The organism is Ignavibacteriota bacterium (assembly GCA_019637995.1).
In the GTDB taxonomy this organism is placed as follows: Bacteria; Bacteroidota; Ignavibacteria; order Kapaibacteriales; family UBA2268; genus JANJTB01.
On the sequence record JAHBUQ010000002.1, the window covers coordinates 393368 to 413616 of the forward strand.

The following is a 20249-nucleotide window of genomic DNA, read 5'->3' on the forward strand; positions in this document are numbered from 1 at the left end:
CTAAAATAGTTTAACTGATATATTGATTCCAATCACCAAATTAAAAACTCTAAATAACAGAGAAAATTTCATTAATAAAAAAAATATAAGTATTTTTGCATAGATATGATTCACTAAAATAAAACAAGTTGAAAAGAAAGAAGATTTTATTTCTGACATCAAGGTATCCTTTTCCATTAATAGGAGGGGATAAAATCAAAGCATATCATCTGCTAAGGCACTTGGCGGAGAAGAATGATGTGTATTTGGTAGCATTCAATTTTGGATCACTTCCATTGGAAGCAGATTTAAAACCGGTAAGAGAACTTGGTGTTAATGTTTATCCAATTGCATTAAACCCTATGCTTTCAGGGCTTATAACCGGAGTGAGACTTCCTTTGGAATATCCTCTTGAAATTTCATTTTATCTGACAAGGGAATTTAAGCATACAGTTGATGAGCTTTGCAGTAAAATAGATTTTGATTTGGGTATAGCATTTTTTATGCGAACTGCTGAATATATCAAGGATAAATCTTTCAAAAAAATATTAATTTCTGAAGATTGCCGTGTACTTTATCAAAGCAGGTCTTACTCAAGAAGCACAAATTTACTTCAAAAAGCCGTAAGATGGTGGGAAGTAATGAAATTAAGAAAATATGAGCCAAAAATAACTTCTATGTATGACTACACTACCCTCGTTACCAAAGAAGACATTGAGGAAATGAAAAATGGAAATCCTGATGCCCGATACCGTCTTGTAACAAATGGTGTAGATATTGAAAGATACGCTCCCAAAACTGACTATAACAAAAGAAAGAAATATGTTATTTTCACAGGGAAATTGAGCGTTTGGGCAAACACAATGATGGCTCTTAAAATTTCAAAAGAGATATTCCCTAAGATATTATCTGAAGTTCCTGATGTCAAGTTGCAAATTGTTGGCGCAAATCCACCCAAATCTATTCGTGAGCTCGCAAGTGATAGTATAGAGATACATGCGGATGTACCTGATTTAGCTGATTTTTATGCAAATGCAAAAGTGTTTTTGCACCCTCATGATGGTGCTTCAGGAATTCAAAATAAGCTGCTCGAGGCAATGTCTTCGGGCTGTGCAGTCGTAACCACACCTACAGGCAATCAGGGAATTTATGCTAAACATGGAATTGATGCAATGTTGTCCCACAGTGACGAGGAATTAATTGCATATACAATTGAGCTTCTCAAAAATGAAGAGCTTGCAAAAACTATTTCCGAAAATGCCCGAAACTGGATTATTACAACTCATACATGGGAAGTGGTTTTCAGCCAGATAGATGGTGTAATCAAAGAGCTTTTCGATGAAGAATAAAGCGGTTTTTTTCGACAGGGACGGCATAATCAACAAAAGAATTTTAGGAGATTATGTAAAGATAATATCCGATTTTGAACTCAATCCTGAAATTCCTGAAATTTTAAAATTTGTTAAAGATAGAGGTTTTCTTGCAATAATTATTTCCAATCAGCAAGGTGTTGGAAAAGGAATTATGAGCAAGAAGAATTTAGATGATGTCCACAATTACATGCAAAACCTGCTGCTTCAAAAGTCGGGAGTTGCATTCGATGATATCTATGTTTGTACTGAGCTTGCCTCCTCTGATAGTTTCAACCGAAAACCTAACCCGGGAATGATACTTTCAGCAGCTGAAAAATATAATATTGACCTTCATTCGTCTATAATGATTGGAGATACAGATTCGGATATTTTGGCTGCCCGCAATGCCGGGGTTTGCTCAATTCTTGTAGCAGAATCGCAGGAAAATTCTAATCCGGATTATTACATCTCAGAATTAAACAATTTATTAATATTATTAAAGAAAATACTTCCGGAATTAAATAATGCTTGAAACTATAATAGATTTTCTTTCTCAAGTGCCTTGGTACTGGGTTCTGATTATTGCATTTATAACTACATTTACCGAGAATATTTTCCCTCCATCGCCCGGTGATTCTGTCCTGGTTTTCATGGGTACACTGATTGGAATTAAATCAGGGAGTTTTGTGGAAATCTTGCTTGTTGCTACTTTAGGTTCTACTCTCGGCTTTGCGGTGATGTATTATTTGGGCTTGAAATTCGATACTTTGGTTATGGATGAGAACAGATTCAAATTCATCTCAAGGGACGCTATCAAAAAGGTTGAGTCATGGTTTGCAAAATATGGCTACGGACTTATAATAGCCAATAGGTTTCTTTCAGGAACTCGTGCTGTTATTTCATTTTTTGCAGGTATGTCCAAACTTAATTTTACAATTACTATAGCCCTGTCAATTGTTTCTTCACTTGTATGGAATTCTATTTTGCTTGGATTAGGCAATGCATTTGGTGATAACTGGGAAGCAATTGATAAATATTTGTCACTTTACGGAAAAATAATCTTTCCTGTTGCGATTATAATAGTTGTTGTTTTTGTTGCATATCAGATTTTTAAAAATAAATCTAACAACAAGAATAATGAAACCGATAATACTCAGGATTGATTTTATTTATAATCTATGTAAAATAGACATTTTTTTTTAAACTATTTAGAATTCAGTCAGAAATGACTTCTCTTAAGGGCTTAATCGTGTATAAAACATTGTTGTACAAGTAGTTTTCCGTATTTTTATTATTTTTTTAAAATCCTAATATGAAAAATAAATAATCAATATATCTACATTTTTAGCTGTTTTATTCAAATTGCTACGCATTTCTACTTACATTAAATTACTTAGAAAACAAATATTTCTTTATTCATAAATAAAAAATATTTACATTTGTAATCTGTAATTTTTCAAGTACATAATTAGTATATGAATACTAAAGTAGAAGATATTTTTACACGAATAAAAAATTCGAAAGACAACTCAAAGGAGTTATCAAATACAGACAACAAGTTTATATTTGATAACAATTTTTTAGTTGAAGAACTCATTGAAAAATACTTGATACTTGAAAATGATAAAAACAAATTAGAACAAGAAAATGAAAAGCTGAAATTTCAGGTAAAAAGGCTCCTCAAGAGTGAATCAAAATTTAAAAGAATTGCCGAAAGTACTTCCGATGTTATTTTTATAACAGATTTAGATTTGATTATAAAATATCTAAGCCCTTCATTTAGTGATAACTTTGGAGTACCGGTTGAAAGTGCTTTATCGAAACGACTTGATGAAGTTTACCCCGCTTCGACTGTTAAAGCAATTTTAAACAAACTTAGAGTTGAACTTAATAACGATGAATTCATAAATTTTGCCAATAATCTGATAGAATCAGATATAATTTCCAACACCGAAAGCATAATAACAATATCTACAAATGTTTCATTTTTAAGAAATGAGGAAGGCAATGTCATTGGTATTCATGGCGTTACCAGAGATATTACTGCCGGCAAGAAAGCTGAAAAGAAAATAATTGAGCAAAGAAACTTCATTTCATCTTTGATTGATGCTATACCTCTGCCGGTCTTTTACAAAGATATTAATGGAAGATATCAGGGTTGCAATCAGGAATTCAAAGAAGTAATGGGTGTTTGTAACGAGACAATTTCAGGTAAAATGCCTAATGAAATATGGGATTTCGAATTAGCCGATATTTATCAGATGAAAGACAGGGAACTTTTTGAAAATATGGGAGTTCAGGAGTACGAGGGAGATATTATTGATAAAGACGGCGTTAGAAGGTCTGTGATATTTTCAAAGCGTCTTTATTATGATGTTAATAATCAACCCGCCGGAATTGTCGGAGCATTCGTTGACATTACTGAAAGAAAGAAAAATGAGCAGATGATTTTCAATCAAAACAGTTTGCTAAATACTTTAATTAATAAGTTGCAGGTAGGCATATTTATGGTTGAATCGCCAAGTGGCAAACCTGTAATAGCAAATAATCTTGCAAAAAGTATATTAGGCAGAGGGATTCTGCCGGATGCCACAAAAGATAATCTCGATACAATATATGAAGCCTATAAGTATGGCACTAACGAAAGATATCCTATTGATGAAATGCCAATAATCAGAGGTATGCAGGGCGAAGAATCTTTTGTAGATGATATGATTATCAAGCGCCCTGATGGCAGATATACTCTTCTTGAAATTTACGGCACCCCTGTTTACGATAGTAAGGGCGATGTTATGATGAGTATAGCATCATTTAGTGATATCACTAAGCGAAAGGAAGCTGAAATTCTTTTACAGCAAAGTGAAGAAAGATTCCGTGCTTTAGCTGAAAATTTACCTGCTTTGGTTTGTGAATTTTTACCTGATAGTACACTCACTTATGTAAATCAATCTTATGCTGATTACTTTGGATTACCGAAGGACAAACTGATAAATAAAAAATTCTTTAGTTTCTTAAGTGATGAGGACAGTGTAATTTTATCCGGGAAATTTAAAGAACTTACAAAAGAAAACCCAATATTTACTAATCGCCATAAGATTGAATTTAACAACTCTATCAAATGGCATAACTGGTCAAATTGTGCTATTTTTGATGATGAAGGAAATATTATCAAATATCAATCCATCGGAATGGATATAACTGACCAAAAACTTGCAGAAGAAACACTTCTTCAGAGCGAATTGAAACTTAAAAAACTTAATTCTGCAAAAGACGTTTTCTTTTCAATTATTGCACATGATTTAAGAAGCCCAATGGGTGCTTTCAATAATGTTACCAGACTACTCGATGAAAATTATTCGACTTTATCTCAAGATGAAATAAAATCATTTATAAAGATGATAAAAGAGTCAGCTGATAATATTTTTATTTTACTTGAAAATCTGCTTGAATGGGCTCAGTCGCAACAGGGAACTATATCGTATTTCCCCTCCGATTTATACATTTCAGTTTTAGTTGATAATATTATTAAAGTTCAATTAGCTAATTTGTCAAGCAAAGGCGTTATAGTTTTTAATCTTATACCGCCAAGTACTTATGTATATGCTGATTCAAATATGATAACTACTATTTTCAGAAATCTAATATCTAATGCTATTAAATTTTCTAAATTTGGAGATATTATTGAAATTGGCAAGCTGGAAGAAGGATTTGACAGTGATTCGGACTCTATTTTCTATGTAAAAGATCAGGGATTAGGAATGGACGAAGAAACCCAAAACAAACTCTTTCAGATAGATAAGAGAGTGTCAACTCTTGGAACTGCTGACGAGAAAGGAAGTGGTTTAGGTCTTATATTGTGTAAGGATTTTGTCGAGAAACATGGAGGTAAAATTTGGGTTGAGAGTAAAGTCGGAGTCGGTACCATTTTCTTCTTTTCCATACCTAAAGTCGAAATGCACTAACTCATATATTTTCAAAACTTTAAAATGAGTTCGCCGTACAAATTCTATTATCTGGTCATGCCTTATCGTTTACTCCTTTTTATGTTAACCTTTTTTTTGCAACACAGGATGTAAATCAAAAAGGCTTCCCAAATTAACGGGAAGCCTTTTTTTAATGAGGTCAATTTGAAATAATCAAACTATTTGATTACAACTAATTTCTGAGCTAAGCGTACACCATTAGATTCTAAATAATAGAAGTATGTGCCGCTGGCAAGATTATAATCCTGAGCATTGAAATTAATGTTGTGAGTACCTGTCTGGAAGTTACCTTCAGCAAGAATAATTCTACCTGCACCGCTTGCATCAGTCATTGTAATTTTTACAAATGATTCTGTTGGTACAGTAAAGTTGATAGTTGCAACTGACTGAACAGGATTAGGAGTAGCAGTAGTCAGAGAGTATCCGCTCTGGAATACTTCTACAACGCTTGTACTGCCTGTTGTAATTGTAACAGTTACTGTTTCACTCGTTACTGAACCACAATCATTGCTTATAATTACCAAGTATTCACCGGCATTATCAGGAGTAGTAACATCAACGATATAATACATATCGTCCGAATCCTGAACTAATCTGCTATTATGGAACCATTTGTAGTTAAGTACTTCCTGATCATCATTGCCTTCTGCAACAACATCAAGCATCAACTGGCGACCGGCTTCAATTGTAGCGTCTTGAGGCTGAAGCAAGATAACAGGAGGTGTATTTACTTTGAGAGCAGCCATATCTGATTGCACTTGTACAGTTGTTCCCTGAATAGTTACAGTAGCGTAGTAATTACCTTCATCAGCTTTATTAAGATTATAAATAATCAAATGCTTGCTGTTAGTGCCTTCAATCTTTGGAAGATTATCTGTAAGCATATTGCCATCTTTGTACCATTGGTAAATAAGTTGGTTTGAACCGCCTGAAGTAGCATCTACATTAAATATTACTTCTTCTGTAGCACAAATAGTGTTAGCAACAGGTTGCTGAATAATATTAATTTCAAGATTTTCTTCAGTAAGTTTTGCAGTTTCGGTAGTAACCATACCACAGATGCCTTCAACTGTAGCATAGTATTCGCCTTGGTCAGGTAATCTGAAGTTAGCGATAGTAAGGTAATTTGATCTTGTGCCTGAAATCCATTGATTATCAGTTAATTTGATATCATTACCTTCGTCAACAACTTTGTACCACTGAACTTTTACTTCGTCATTAGCAATAGCACTTTCGATATTCTTACCGTTAACGTGTGCATCAAATGACAGAGTAGCTACAGTTCCAACAAATACACCATGAGTCTCAGGTTGACGGGTAATGTCAGTTGAACGGGTTACATAAACAGCTACCGGGTGTGAGTAAATTGGCTCTGTTTTACCCGGACCATTAACTAAACAACGGTAAACACCGGCTTGCTGGTGACGTAAATTTTCGAAATAAAGGATTGGGTCAACAGCTCCCGGTATTGGTGTGCCGTCATGTTCCCATTGGTAAGTCATTGGTGCATTGTATCCTATTGCTGATGAAACTGTAAGGAAGTTATCAGTAGCACCAACACAATCCACGAAACCTTCTGTCTGACGTTCAATTGAAATTGATAAGAAAATTTCATCAGCACCGGCATAATATGATAAACGTGGTTCGCCATCAAAGTCACTATGCTCAACATACCAGCCAGCCCAGTTGTCGTCTGAATTAAACAGAGGTGTATTAAATAGTAAAGCAGCGTTATACACTTTCAAATGCGGATCTGAAGGGCTGAAGAATTCAACCAAAACGCTATTACTTTCTATCATCATTCCTAAATTGTGGATGGCTGCCATAGAAGCATAATTTGTACCGCCGATATTAGCAAGCACATTTCCACTTGTATAAATTACATTCTGGTCAATATTGGTTGCTGATGGAGCAGTAATTGCTGTTCCGGTGCCTTTATTAACAAATATGTTTCTCATAATACTTGCATTATCGCCACTAACTCTTGCAACAGGATTGCCATTAAATTCAACAGATGATGTGTTATATATTACATAAAGCATAGGTGAATTTTCAACGTCAAGACCTAATATGTTTGATCCCATCAACATGTTATTGCCTGCTACACCTGAAGCATTCATGAAGTCAATCAATGCCGCACCAAAGTTTGCAGATTGTGACATTACAACCTGATTATGATTTACAATTGCATTCGCATTGATAACTTTGATACCATTCATATTTGAACAGTTTGTTATAGTGTTACCTTCAATATATGAAGTATGCATTTGAGATAATGAATATGGAGTTTCCTCATCATAACCTTCATAATGCTCTACTTTTATAAGTGCATCTTCAGCACTGCCAACACCATTGATATCAGCAATAATATTGTTTCTGATTGAAGAGCCATTAAATGAGAAAATTGCACCATTTGGATTGCCTGCCATATCACGCTTGAAAGTGTTATTGTTGATAGCAACGTCATTACCATTTGCAGGTGCTTGGATATAGTTGTAAATACCATACCATGAGAAGTTCATAAAAGTATTATTATCAGCAACAAAAACAGGCGATGATGATGTTTCATTCCAAATACCTGCTGAACCCCTGTTAAAATCACTACCAGTTACAGAGAAATTATTTACATTATTTAATGTTAAAATATTATAAGCAGCTGTTTTAGGAGCGTTAGACACACCATTGAAAACAACATCTTCAAATTTCAATCCATTCATATTATCGGCGGTTACAAGTCTGCCTGCATTGCTGATATTTGAATTATTATTCTGAATTGTTATATTTCTGAAAGTTACATTATTAACATCTGCAAGCTGAAGAACGAAATTATTTGCTGTTGAAGGACTGTTAACAAGATAAACATCGTAAGCTTTGCCTGTAGATGAACGGAATATAAGTTGATTGTCGTTAGCCATACGGTTATTCAAAATTACCTGTCCATTATAAGTTCCGGGACGAATTTCGATAATTACTGCACCTTGGCCAAAAATACCGCTTGAATTCATGTATGAAGCAGCTTCAGCAGGTGACTGGAAGTGTGCATTAGCACCACCGGCAAAATAAGTACCTGCAGCCAAAGATGGTCCTATACCGCCTTGATATTTATCATTGCTTGGGTCTTCATCTTGAACTGCATTCGGGTTTTCTGTCCATACTTCTACTTCAAATGGACCAAGAGGAGTTTTATTATAGAATAAAAACGTACCCATATCCAAATCCTGGAACTGATTTTGTCTGATGTTTAAACCTGTAAATGTCTTAGGTGTTTGTTCCTGACCATCAATTTTCCAGTAAACAGTAACCCTTGAAAGTGGTTTAGGAGCAAAATTCATTATACGTGCTCTTACAGGAGTTACACCGGCACCAAATCCTTCAGGCGGACCGAAGAAACCTATTGCACCGCAATCATTGAGATTTGGTGAAATATTTACCTGATAAGTATCATTGCTTGGGTCTGCGTCAGGTGGATCATTATTTACATCTTTTACTGTAAATCTCATTTGGAATGGTCCAAAAACTGTTTCGTTTTCCGGATACACAAAATTATAATTGCCAAGATTAACATTCTGAGTCTGGCCATTACGCATATTGCCTGTCCAGTTGTAGGTTCCCTGATATACGTTGTTAACCCACCAGTCAATTTTACAAGCAGTCATAGCAACTTCATTATTAGAACGTAAAGTTGCAATAACAGGATATTCACCAACTAAAAAAGGCTTAACAGGACTTGTCATAGCTGTAATCTGTCCATCAGGAATTGGAGGCACTAAATTAACAGTATAATCTTCAACTTCGCCATAGGAAGAACCGTCGCAAGGCATAGGGGTTGAAGCCCAGGTCATTCTGACACGTAGTCTTGTTGAGCCAGCTTTTGCATCAAGAGGAATTGTTATATCGCCAGCAAAATTTTTACCAGCGTCACTTGATGATAAAATAAATTCTTCAGTTGATGTATCAAACTTGTCGTCCTGATTAAAATCAATCCACAACCGGACCTGATCACTTGAGTAAGCATAACCGTTTACAACTTTCGCTGTATATGTATCCCCCATTTTCAAGTCGGTTGATAAGTGAGTATAATCTGAAATTGTGCTTGACCATTTCCAATCGTCAACTGCGATTGTGTTAAAATAAAATTCAGCAATGAATTCATCCTGATAAGTTGTGGATGCGCTGCAGTACTGCGACATTGATTGCGAGTACATAAGAGGAAGCATAATTGCTGCCAGTAGAATTATCCTTAGGGATTTCATAAAATTAGAATTCTTTAACATTGTATCACCTAAAAAGTTTATAAAAATTTTTTTAAATTCTTAATTTATATTCATAAAATAATTTTGCAATTTTCCAAATGGTAATTTAACTGTTTTTTTTCAAATACCAAAAAGATTTTTCAGATAAACACTATTCGAACTAGCTTTTTTGAATATTTTTTAAACTTCAAACAAATTATTTCAAAATTTTCATTTCTAAATCAATTTAATAACAAAGTTCAATCAAGAAAGTTACATAACAATAAATAAATATAGGTTTTACAATATTGAATGTAATTATTTAATTTTGCTGATTATATTTCTAAAAAAATGATTATATTAGTTTTTTTCAAAATGGATAATTTGAAATGAAAATAAAAAAGTTACAAATTGGAATCCTTCTTTTTGCAATTAGTTTGATATTTGGCGTAACAGTTTTTTCTGAACAACAGCCACCTGACCCTCTTGAATATCGGGAAATGCCCTTTGTAGTATTACATTATGATGTATATCTTGATTTAAACCGTTACACAAGCAGGCAAGTCGAAGGTGTTTGTACAATTACAGTAGCCAGAAATCGCACGATTGAAGGAGATAAGTTTATCTTTCACCTTGAGAGATTGAATATTAATTCAATTACATCAAATGGAATTGATTTGGATTTTGAGGCAAACGGACAAGCAGGCTCAAGACTTTTTCATTATACAGTCGGATATCCTGATGAAGTATCTGATACTGTTGATTTTGTAATTGAATATTCCGGTGTAATGACAGCAGAAAATGCCGGAACTATGTCATGGGGTGGAGTTCATTATGAAGAAGCTGTTCTATATGCTTTGGGTGTAGGCTTCAGAGCACCTTATGTTTCAACAACAAGGCACTGGATGCCTTGCTTCGACCATCCACAGAATAAAGCAACATATCGTGGGACATTTAAAGTTCCGGACAATTTCAAAGTTGCATCCAACGGTTATTTAGCCGAAGTGCGTGATACTGATGAAGGTGCAAAAGAATTTGTTTGGGAGCATAACTATCCTGCCGCTACATACTTACTTACATTTGCAGCCGGTCCTTATGTATTGATAGAAAATAATGATTACAAAGTTCCAATTCAGATATTTTCATTGCCGATTGACTCCACTGACAGCGAATTTGCCTATAGTGAAGTAACTGCAATGAATGACTGCTATGAAAGTCTTTTTGGCGATTATCCCTTTGAGAAAATCGGTTATACTAATGTTCGGAAGGGAGCTATGGAGCACCAGACTATGGTATCTATGCCTCGTAGCATAATTGTAAGATTAAGTGTCAACAAGGATTCTAATAACGAAATTGCTGCTCATGAGCTCTCTCACATGTGGTTTGGGAATTTGGTTACGCCATTAGATTTCAGGCATGCGTGGATGAATGAATCTTTTGCGACCTACTGTGAATCACTTTGGCTTCGATGTCGAAATGGGCAGCAGGCATATTTATTGAATCAAAAAGGTAAAGCTGATGAGTATCTTAAGTTAATATCGAAAGAAGAAGGTGTATTCCCGCTTTATGACTTTCCAAGAGATTTGCCGTCATCAAATTATCCTATGACAATTTATGAAAAAGGTGCTGTGATTTTGGGGATGCTTGATTGGCAACTTGAGCAGGAAGGGCTGAAATTTGAAGAACTGATAACTCAGTATTTGCAAATATTTGCTTATGGTAATGCTCAAACTAACGACGTTTTTCGTGTTATTGAATATGAAACAGATATGAACTGGGATTGGTTTGCTGACCAATGGATATATCGCGGTGGTTGGCCAATTTTCGATATAATTACATTTAGTGATATGCCGACAATTGTAAGCGATGAAATTGAAATACGTCAGGTTCAGGAAGGAGAACTTTTTATTAATGTACCTTTAGAAATTACTTATTATTTAAATGACGGTAGTAAATTAAGTGAAGTAGTTAATATTTCCGACCCGGTAACAAAACATAGAATATTGCCTGAAAATCCTTCTTTGGTTGATTCCATAAAAATAAATGAAGGCAATATAGTTGCCGGAATTTATGAGCTTAGGGATTTTAAATCTTATGTTTCAGTAAATGAAGGCAACCATGTAAATATTCCCGAAATATATCAGGAAGGCAATTATTTATGTATAAATTACCAGTCTGCTGGAGGAGAAGTTAGAATCATTATTATTGATGTTCTTGGAAATACAATACTGAGCCGTAGTAATTATAACAAATCCGGAATGAATTCCGAAAGAATTATTTTGGAGAATTTAAATTCCGGAATATACTTTCTGAATATTACAATAAAAAATGAAACTTATACTCATAAAATAAGTATAGTAAATTAGAGGAAAGTATGGACTGCGAAGAAGTTCAAAATGAAATTGGACAAAAATATAATGAAATTAAGGAAAGAGCAGTAATTGCTGCAAAAAAAGCAGGAAGAAGCCCTGAAGAAGTAAAAGTTTTATCTGTTTCGAAAACTCAGCCTGCTCGAACAGTTGAATGTGCTTACAGTGCTGGTTTAAGATGTTTCGGTGAGAATTATGTTCAGGAAATGTCTGACAAATTTGATATACTTAAAAATAAAGGCATTGATGATATTGAATGGCATTTCATCGGTCATTTGCAGTCAAATAAAGTGAGGTTTTTATCTCCCTTTGTAAATTTTATTCATTCAGTTGATACATTCAAACTAGCAAATGAAATAGACAAAAGAGCCGAAAGCGAAGGTAGAATTGTCAATTGTCTTCTGCAAATTAATACCAGCGGGGAAATCTCAAAATCAGGCTGCGACCCTGACGATGCTGAAAATCTGATGGGAAGTATAATCAAGCTTAATTCAATACGTGTAGTCGGTCTGATGACAATCGGCACCTTTACAAATGATGAATATCTTCAGAGAAAGGAATTTCGATTATTAAGAAACACTCTTGATAATATCAACAAATCGTTTGGACTTAAATTAAATCAGCTTTCGATGGGAATGACAGGTGATTTCGAAGTTGCAATTGATGAAGGTGCTACAATGGTTAGAATCGGCACAGCGATATTCGGAGAGAGACATTATAGAAATTTTGGATAAAAAAAACAATTTTTTTTAAAAAGTTGAAATTTATGGACTTGATTTCAACTTTTTTTATTATTTTTGTAGTTCGCTAAAAAGCAAACAAGTTATTATTTGGTAAATAGTTCAAAAATTATTATTTTTGTAAACTATATTTGTTATAATTTAAATTTTTCTCAGGAGTGTTACGTGGAACCCTCGGCAAAAATTACTAAGTCATTTAGAAAAGAAGACGTTATTAGAGATTGGTGGATTGTGGATGCTGCAAATATGACAGTTGGACGACTTTCAACACAAATAGCAACATTATTGCGTGGCAAACATAAACCATGGTTCACTCCTCATGTAGATACAGGAGACTTTGTAATCGTTTTAAACGCTGAAAAAGTAATTCTCGAAGGCAAAAGAGCTGAACAGAAAGAATATTTCAGACATACCGGTTATCCGGGCGGTGTCAAAATTGATACATTTAAAGATCTCAAGCAGAGTAATCCTACAAAGATTATAGAGCACAGCGTCAAAGGCATGCTTCCAAAGAACAGACTTGGACGCCAGATTTACAAAAAGCTTAAGGTTTACAGTTCAGATGTGCATCCGCACTCAGCTCAGAAGCCTCAAGTATATGAATTGAAATATAAATAATTAATAGTGAACTAAGGGGTATTTAATGAAGGTGTTTTTGGCAACAGGCAGAAGAAAAACATCAACAGCTCAAGTTAGATTGATTTCTCCGGGAAGTGGAAAAATTGTTATCAACAAGAGAAGTTTCGAAGAATATTTTCCTGTCGCTATAAATCGTCAGGAAGCTATCAAAGCGTTAGCGCTGACTGATTACGACGGAAAATTTGATGTAGCAGTAACGGTCAGAGGTGGCGGCAAAAGCGGTCAGACAGGCGCTATGCAGCTTGGTATTGCTAGAGCTTTAGTCGAGTATGATGCAGAATTACGTTCATCATTGCGCCAGGGTGGTCTTATGACTCGTGACCCGAGAATGGTCGAACGTAAGAAATACGGACAGAAGAAAGCCCGTAAACGTTTCCAGTTCTCAAAACGTTAATATTTTTGTTTTTTCGTGCCTTGGAGTTTACATCTGCAAGGCATTTATTTTTTCTAAATAATCATGCCTTCGGATTGCCGGTTCGCGTGGTCATTGTGACTGAACCTGCAAGTTGATGAATGGCAGTAGTTTAACATTATTTTTCTTGGAGATTATTTAAATGGAACATTCAGTTTCAATTGAAGCCCTGCTCGAATCAGGCGCTCACTTCGGACATCTCACACGCAGATGGAATCCTAAAATGGCTCCTTTTATTTTTATGGAGCGCAACGGTATTCATATTATTGACCTTCGTAAAACTCAAATCTTGCTTGACATTGCAAAATCAGCTATTTATGATGTTGCAAGCAAAGGAAAGATTGTTTTATTCGTTGGTACAAAACAACAAGCTAAAACTGCAATCGCTGAACAAGCAAGTCGCTCAGGTATGAACTATGTTTCTGAACGCTGGCTTGGCGGTATGCTTACAAACTTTGTCACAATCCGCAAATCTATCAAACGCCTTAATGCAATTGATAAAATGGAAGTTGACGGTACATTTGAAAAAATTACCAAAAAAGAAAGATTACTTATTTCACGCGAGCGTGACAGATTACGTAAAGTATTCGGCGGTATCGAAACTATGACACGCCTCCCGGGTGCATTATTTGTTGTAGATATTCGTAAAGAACATCTCGCAATTAAAGAAGCTAAAATATTGGGTATTCCAGTTATTGGTATAGTTGATACAAATACAGACCCTGATGAGGTAGATTTCCCAATTCCGGCAAATGACGATTCAATTTCAACTGTTGAAATTATCGCAAGCGTTATGGCTGATGCAGTAGTTGAAGGTGCTGAAGTTGCTAAAGTCCGTCAGGCGGAACTTGCAAGCGAAGGCAGCGACAAAGACAGCGATAATGAAGATGAAGACGGCAAAGTAAAGCGACGCATCCGCGAAAGAAGAGTTAAACGCTCTGACCGTCGCAGACCGGCTCCGTCTGGAACTATTGATACTAACACAGAAGCAGGTGAAGATACTGCTGTTTCCGAATAGAAAAAATATTTTTTATTAATATTATAGAGTTGTTTTAAATATTATGGCTGATATATCCGCTTCAATGGTCAAAGACCTGCGTGACAAAACAGGTGCAGGCATGGCAGACTGCAAGAAAGCTCTTGTAGATGCCGATGGCGATATGAATCTTGCAATTGATATCCTTAGAAAAAAAGGCGCTGCTTCTGCTGCTAAACGTGCAGATAAAAGTGCTAACGAGGGTATGATTGTTGTTAATACTTCCGAAGACGGCAAAGTTGCCGCTATTCTTGAAATTAACTGTGAAACTGACTTCGTTGCACGTAATCAGGAATTTATTGATTATGTCAATACAGTAGCAGGTGCTTTTCTGAATAATGATGTCAACAATGCAGAAGACCTTTACAAATTATCTCACAATGGTTCTTCTCTAATTAATATGCACAATGATATTCTTGCTAAATTCAGCGAAAGAATCGAAGCAAGAAGATTAGCCCGCTGGAAAAGTGAAGGTTTTATTTCCGGCTATATCCACGCTGGCAACAAACTTGGTGTAATGATTGATATTTCTGCTTCTTCACTTAATGACGAAGCTCAGGCACTTGTTCGCGATATTGCAATGCAGATTGCTGCAATGAATCCTCAGTTCGTTGATCGTTCACAAGTAGATACGACTACACTTGAAAAAGAAATCGAAATTTACAAACAGCAAGCTATTGAACAAGGTAAAAAAGAAGAAATCGCCGAAAAAATTGCTCAGGGTCGCCTTGAAAAATTCTTTACCGAAAATTGCCTGATTGAACAAGCTTTTGTTAAAGACGGTAGTTTGAATGTATCTGATGTGCTAAAGAAAATTTCTGAAATTACCGGCACTGATGTTAAAGTCAACAGATTTTTAAGATTTGCACTTGGTGAATTATAATTTACTGCTTGATGCAAATATGGCGTAATTAAATATTGACAGAGGAGCATCAACTCCTCTGTTATTTTAATGTAGAGAACCTATGAAAATTTATTTTTAAAAAAATCAATAAAATTATTTTATTATGGTTTCATATAAAAGAATATTATTAAAACTCAGCGGTGAAGCACTGATGGGCGAACGTCAATTTGGAATAGACCCGGGTGTACTCAAGACATTTGCCGCTGAAATAGCAGAAATTTATCATCTTGGTGTTCAGATTGGTATTGTAATTGGTGGCGGAAATATATTCCGCGGAATTCAGGCTGCCGCTCATGGAATTCACAAAGTAAGCGGTGACCAGATGGGTATGCTCGCTACTGTAATCAATAGCATTGCCTTTCAAAATGCACTCGAAGAACTCGGTGTTACGACACGCCTTCAGACTGCAATCAAAATGGAGCAAATAGCCGAACCGTTAATTAGACGACGTGCTATTCGACACCTCGAAAAGAATCGTGTTGTACTCTTCGGAGCCGGTACTGGCAACCCTTATTTTACAACAGATACAGCCGCTGTGCTAAGAGCTATCGAAATTGAAGCTCAGATTATTATCAAAGCCACTCGTGTGGACGGCGTTTATGACAGTGACCCTGAAAAAAATGCTGATGCTGTCAAATATGACGAAATTACATATCGTGAAATAATTGAAAAAGACCTTAGAGTTATGGATCATACAGCCATTACGCTGTGTCATGAAAATAAACTTCCGATGAGTGTTATGAATATTAACACAAAAGGTAATTTAAAACGTCTTATCTTTGGTGAAAAGATAGGTACAATTATAAGTGATAATAAATAATTGAGGTAAATAATATGCCAATTAATGATATTTCAAATGAGGGCCGTGACCAAATGGTCAAGTGTGTTGACTATTTCAAAGTTCAACTCGGCAAAGTTCGTACAGGAAGAGCATCCGGTAGCCTAATTGACGGTGTAAATGTTGATTATTACGGTCAGCCAACTCCTGTTTCTCAAGTTGGAAGCGTATCAGCCCCTGATGCACGTACTATCATTATTCAGCCCTATGACAGAAGCATTATTTCTGATATTGAAAAAGCTATCAGGGCAGCTGATCTTGGATTCAATCCTCAGAATGACGGTACGATTATTCGCATTCCCGTACCGCCGCTTACTGAAGATAGAAGAAAAGAATTTGTCAAAATGTGTAAAAAATATGCTGAAGAAGCGAAAGTTGCAATCCGTAATGTTCGTCGTGACATGATTGACGGACTCAAAGCTGAAGAAAAATCCAAATTAATTAGTGAAGATGACAGAAAACGCGGTGAAGACGATGTTCAAAAAATCACTGATGAGTATGTCAAACAAGTTGACCAGATTCTTGATAAGAAAGAAAAAGAATTACTCGAAGACTAATCACATAATTTATTTTTTAAAATTTATCCTCCAATGCTATTTGCACGGAGGATTTTTTTTTATAAAATATTTAATAAAATCAGAATAAACTATGATATTACCATCAAAAATTGATTTTGATTGATATTTTTTTTGAATTTACAAATATATTTTATATTTTTACAAAAATTATATTTTGACAACAGTATTAAGGTACAGGCATATGAAAAATCCCTCTTAAAATGTGATTTAGCAATTATTTTAAAGTCCATTTCAAGTATGGATAATACTTATGATTTACATATAAATGCAATAACTTACACATATTCAGATAACTTAATTACCATGACTTAAGGTTTAGCGGGAATTTGTAATATCTGACTTTACTTGAATTATTGTCTTCAAAACATGAAGTTTTTTATGGAATTGAAGAAAAAATAAACTTAATAAAAATTGGAGGTTATCATGAAAAAGCACATGATTTTTATCGTATTGTTTACTTTGGTTGCTTTGTTGATTACAAATATTGATACAACAACCAAGGTTAGCAGTGTTGACCACTCCGAAATGGTTTCTGGACCATTTGATACTCCTCAGGATGTTACACGGGCTTGTATCGGTTGCCATGATGAACAGGCAGACGAAGTACTCAAATCCCGTCACTGGCTTTGGCTCGGCGATGAATTTGAAGTAGAGGGCAAAGGTAAAGTAAAATTCGGCAAACGTAATAATTTTAATAATTTCTGTATCAATATTAACTCCAATGAGCCAAGATGCACAAGCTGCCACCCGGGTTACGGCTGGAAAGATGCAAGTTTTGATTTTACCGATGCTGAAAATATTGACTGCCTTGTTTGTCATGCTCAAAATGGAACTTACAAAAAAAGTCCTGCCGGTGCAGGTATGCCTGCTGACGGAATTGACCTTGAAAAAGCAGCTCAATCAGTTGGACGTTCCACAAAAGAGAATTGCGGAAGTTGCCATTTTGAAGGTGGCGGTGGAACTGCCGTCAAGCATGGCGATTTAGACCCTACATTACTTGATAAGTCCAAACAGGTTGATGTTCACATGAACAAGCACGGTTTGCAGTGTACAAATTGCCACAAAACTGATAAACATCAGATTTCAGGAGCGAGCCATGGCTCAATTGCAGCGGGACTTAATCATACTTCCTGCACAGATTGCCACGACGACAGTAAAAAGCAAATCCACAAAAATGCAACTATTAGTAAGCACTTGGGTGCAGTTGCCTGCGAATCCTGTCATATTCCCAATGTAGCACGCGATTACTTTACAGCTACTTATTGGGATTGGTCAACTGCCGGATTGAAAGATGATGTCAAATTTGACGATAAGCATCTTGCTTATTCCAAACAAAAAGGGGATATCAAATGGGAGAAAAACGTTAAGCCTGTTTACAGATGGTTCAATGGCAGAGCGGATTATTATATGCTTGGCGACAAAATAGCCGGTAGACCGCTTTTGTTAAACAAACTAAGGGGCGATGTCAGTGATGCAAAAAGTAAGATTTATCCTTTTAAAAATATGAAAGGTAAACAAATTTATGATACTGAAAATAATTATCTCATAGTTCCGAAATTGTTCGGAGAAGGCGGCTTCTGGAAGGATTTTGATTGGAATAAAGCTGCTGAACTCGGTATGAAAGAAGTAAATCTAGCTTATTCGGGTAATTATGGATTTATTGAAACCGAAATGCTTTACCCAATTAATCACATGGTCGTCTCAAAAGGTGAAACTTTGAAATGTAATGACTGCCATGGTAATAAAGGCAGTTTTGACTGGAAGGCGCTTGGCTATAATGATGACCCATTAAAAAAAGGCGGAAGAGTCAGAAATAAATTAGTGAAGTAATTTTTTAAATTGTTACCTGCAATAAATAATCAGGGCTGTGAATTAATCATAGCCCTGATATTATTTTGATAATTAAAATCAGCATTTCTCTTGCAAGATGATCCAATATAAGATTTAATTCAAATTTATAAAGTTACAGGCAGTGAAAATGAAAATTCAGTTCCTTTGCCATCTTCTGAAGATACTTCTATTTTTGAGTTATGAGCCTCAATAAAATCTCTGCAGATTATCAATCCGAGCCCGGTTCCGGTTTCCATATTAGTGCCAAGCTTGGTATTAGATGTACCAACTTTGAACAAATTATTCAAATCTTCCACGGACATTCCAACTCCATTGTCTGAAACTTTGAATATTGCCAGATTATCATTTTTCTTAACGCTTAATTCAACTTTACCACCAAACGAAGTAAATTTAATTGCATTTGTCATTAAATTTCTAATAACAGTACTAATCATATTGATATCAGCATCAACTTCCAACTCATCATCAATATCAAAATATAGGGAAATTTTCTTATCCTCAGCAATTTGAGAAATCAATGATTTAATTTGCTCAGCCAGAAATTTTACATTGAAATCATTTTTATTAAGCTTAATATTTCCTGTTTGCGATCTTGACCAGACAAGCAGATTTTCTAAAAGTGAGTAAAGATTATTGGATGATTCTCTCAAAATAGTAATAAATTCTATTAATTCCTTATCACTAAATGTATTATAATACTCAAGGATCATATCGGTAAGATTTCTGAAAGAGCCTAAAGGATTTTTCAAATCGTGAGCAATAATTGAAAAGAACTTGTCTTTGGTTTTATTTGCATCCTGAAGAAGGTTAGTTGTCTTTACAAGTGCAGCTTCTATTTCTTTTCTTTGTTTGATTTCACCATTAAGTTCAGCAATTTTGTTTTCAAGCTGAAGATTGATTTCTTTTTCCCAATTTATAAATCTCAGATAAAGATTTATCATTCTAAGCAGTTTTGATTCATCAAATGATTTGCTTATAAAATCAATACCGCCATACTCTAACGATTTCATTTCAAGTTCGGGACTAATCTCAGCCGATGTCATAAAAATTATTGGAATTCTGCTTGTTCGAGGGTTACTTCGAATTATCTTTGCCATCTCCATTCCATCAAAGACTGGCATAAAGACATCCATAATGATTAATTCTACTATGTTATTTCCAAGAACACGGATTGCTTCCATACCGGAATTTACAGCACGGATATTGACATTGGACAAATTTTTAGATAAAAAGTTATTCAAACCTTTGAGGAAGGTTTCGCTATCATCAACTAAGAGAATTGTAGTTTGATTGTTAGTCATAAATTTCAATATTATTGAATAAAATATTTACAAAA

The 20249-nt window shown here is 35.1% G+C and carries 15 protein-coding genes; 13 read left to right on the forward strand and 2 right to left on the reverse strand.

Going from position 1 to position 20249, the window contains the following annotated elements:
• Positions 1-128 precede the first annotated feature (128 nt).
• From KF896_07755 to KF896_07770, 4 genes are all read left to right on the forward strand, one after another.
• Positions 129-1328 (forward strand): glycosyltransferase, encoded by a 1200-nt coding sequence (locus tag KF896_07755; GenBank protein ID MBX3043596.1) that lies wholly within the window; start codon positions 129-131, stop codon positions 1326-1328.
• The gene (locus KF896_07760; protein ID MBX3043597.1) at positions 1318-1863 is read left to right on the forward strand and encodes an HAD family hydrolase; all 546 of its coding nucleotides are present in this window, start codon (positions 1318-1320) and stop codon (positions 1861-1863) included. Before KF896_07755 ends, KF896_07760 begins: the two co-directional genes overlap by 11 nt.
• Positions 1856-2494, forward strand: coding sequence for a DedA family protein (locus tag KF896_07765; protein ID MBX3043598.1), 639 nt, complete (start codon positions 1856-1858; stop codon positions 2492-2494). The genes KF896_07760 and KF896_07765 overlap by 8 nt, the downstream gene beginning before the upstream one ends.
• Positions 2495-2806: 312 nt before the next feature.
• On the forward strand, positions 2807-5293 hold the full coding sequence (locus KF896_07770; protein ID MBX3043599.1) for a PAS domain S-box protein: 2487 nt from the start codon (positions 2807-2809) through the stop codon (positions 5291-5293).
• A 179-nt stretch (positions 5294-5472) separates the two neighbouring features.
• Here the strand turns inward: KF896_07770 and KF896_07775 are convergent, their stop codons facing one another.
• Positions 5473-9588, reverse strand: a complete 4116-nt coding sequence (locus KF896_07775; GenBank protein MBX3043600.1) for a T9SS type A sorting domain-containing protein — start codon at positions 9586-9588, stop codon at positions 5473-5475.
• A gap of 347 nt (positions 9589-9935) precedes the next feature.
• On the opposite strand from KF896_07775, the gene KF896_07780 reads away from it, so the two are divergent.
• The 9 genes from KF896_07780 (at position 9936) to KF896_07820 (ending at position 18892) form a co-directional block, all read left to right on the forward strand.
• Entirely contained in the window at positions 9936-11912 is a 1977-nt protein-coding gene (locus KF896_07780) for a T9SS type A sorting domain-containing protein (protein MBX3043601.1), read from the forward strand.
• A gap of 8 nt (positions 11913-11920) precedes the next feature.
• Positions 11921-12649, forward strand: a complete 729-nt coding sequence (locus KF896_07785) for a YggS family pyridoxal phosphate-dependent enzyme (GenBank protein MBX3043602.1) — start codon at positions 11921-11923, stop codon at positions 12647-12649.
• Positions 12650-12901: 252 nt separating this feature from the next.
• Positions 12902-13273 carry a 50S ribosomal protein L13 gene (gene rplM, locus KF896_07790; GenBank protein ID MBX3043603.1) on the forward strand — a complete coding sequence of 124 codons (372 nt, stop codon included), beginning with the start codon at positions 12902-12904 and terminating at the stop codon, positions 13271-13273.
• Positions 13274-13298: 25 nt separating this feature from the next.
• Positions 13299-13688, forward strand: coding sequence for a 30S ribosomal protein S9 (gene rpsI, locus KF896_07795; GenBank protein MBX3043604.1), 390 nt, complete (start codon positions 13299-13301; stop codon positions 13686-13688).
• A 160-nt stretch (positions 13689-13848) separates the two neighbouring features.
• Positions 13849-14724 carry a 30S ribosomal protein S2 gene (gene rpsB / locus KF896_07800; GenBank protein MBX3043605.1) on the forward strand — a complete coding sequence of 292 codons (876 nt, stop codon included), beginning with the start codon at positions 13849-13851 and terminating at the stop codon, positions 14722-14724.
• A gap of 43 nt (positions 14725-14767) precedes the next feature.
• Positions 14768-15625, forward strand: a complete 858-nt coding sequence (locus KF896_07805) for an elongation factor Ts (GenBank protein ID MBX3043606.1) — start codon at positions 14768-14770, stop codon at positions 15623-15625.
• A gap of 124 nt (positions 15626-15749) precedes the next feature.
• Positions 15750-16466, forward strand: a complete 717-nt coding sequence (gene pyrH, locus KF896_07810; GenBank protein MBX3043607.1) for a UMP kinase — start codon at positions 15750-15752, stop codon at positions 16464-16466.
• A gap of 14 nt (positions 16467-16480) precedes the next feature.
• On the forward strand, positions 16481-17041 hold the full coding sequence (gene frr, locus KF896_07815) for a ribosome recycling factor (protein ID MBX3043608.1): 561 nt from the start codon (positions 16481-16483) through the stop codon (positions 17039-17041).
• A 456-nt stretch (positions 17042-17497) separates the two neighbouring features.
• Positions 17498-18892 (forward strand): tetrathionate reductase family octaheme c-type cytochrome, encoded by a 1395-nt coding sequence (locus tag KF896_07820; protein ID MBX3043609.1) that lies wholly within the window; start codon positions 17498-17500, stop codon positions 18890-18892.
• 125 nt (positions 18893-19017) lie between these two features.
• Here KF896_07820 and KF896_07825 read toward each other — a convergent pair whose 3' ends face one another.
• Positions 19018-20214 carry a response regulator gene (locus KF896_07825; protein ID MBX3043610.1) on the reverse strand — a complete coding sequence of 399 codons (1197 nt, stop codon included), beginning with the start codon at positions 20212-20214 and terminating at the stop codon, positions 19018-19020.
• Positions 20215-20249 lie beyond the last annotated feature (35 nt).

Bases quoted from the DNA above. Each gene is read 5' to 3' on its own strand.
- KF896_07785 (MBX3043602.1), top strand. From the start codon at position 11,921: ATGGACTGCGAAGAAGTTCAAAATGAAATTGGACAAAAATATAATGAA.
- KF896_07805 (MBX3043606.1), top strand. From the start codon at position 14,768: ATGGCTGATATATCCGCTTCAATGGTCAAAGACCTGCGTGACAAAACA.
- KF896_07760 (MBX3043597.1), top strand. From the start codon at position 1,318: ATGAAGAATAAAGCGGTTTTTTTCGACAGGGACGGCATAATCAACAAA.
- pyrH (MBX3043607.1), top strand. From the start codon at position 15,750: ATGGTTTCATATAAAAGAATATTATTAAAACTCAGCGGTGAAGCACTG.
- rpsB (MBX3043605.1), top strand. From the start codon at position 13,849: ATGGAACATTCAGTTTCAATTGAAGCCCTGCTCGAATCAGGCGCTCAC.
- rpsI (MBX3043604.1), top strand. From the start codon at position 13,299: ATGAAGGTGTTTTTGGCAACAGGCAGAAGAAAAACATCAACAGCTCAA.
- frr (MBX3043608.1), top strand. From the start codon at position 16,481: ATGCCAATTAATGATATTTCAAATGAGGGCCGTGACCAAATGGTCAAG.
- KF896_07780 (MBX3043601.1), top strand. From the start codon at position 9,936: ATGAAAATAAAAAAGTTACAAATTGGAATCCTTCTTTTTGCAATTAGT.
- rplM (MBX3043603.1), top strand. From the start codon at position 12,902: ATGACAGTTGGACGACTTTCAACACAAATAGCAACATTATTGCGTGGC.
- KF896_07775 (MBX3043600.1), bottom strand. From the start codon at position 9,588: ATGTTAAAGAATTCTAATTTTATGAAATCCCTAAGGATAATTCTACTG.
- KF896_07765 (MBX3043598.1), top strand. From the start codon at position 1,856: ATGCTTGAAACTATAATAGATTTTCTTTCTCAAGTGCCTTGGTACTGG.
- KF896_07825 (MBX3043610.1), bottom strand. From the start codon at position 20,214: ATGACTAACAATCAAACTACAATTCTCTTAGTTGATGATAGCGAAACC.
- KF896_07770 (MBX3043599.1), top strand. From the start codon at position 2,807: ATGAATACTAAAGTAGAAGATATTTTTACACGAATAAAAAATTCGAAA.
- KF896_07820 (MBX3043609.1), top strand. From the start codon at position 17,498: ATGATTTTTATCGTATTGTTTACTTTGGTTGCTTTGTTGATTACAAAT.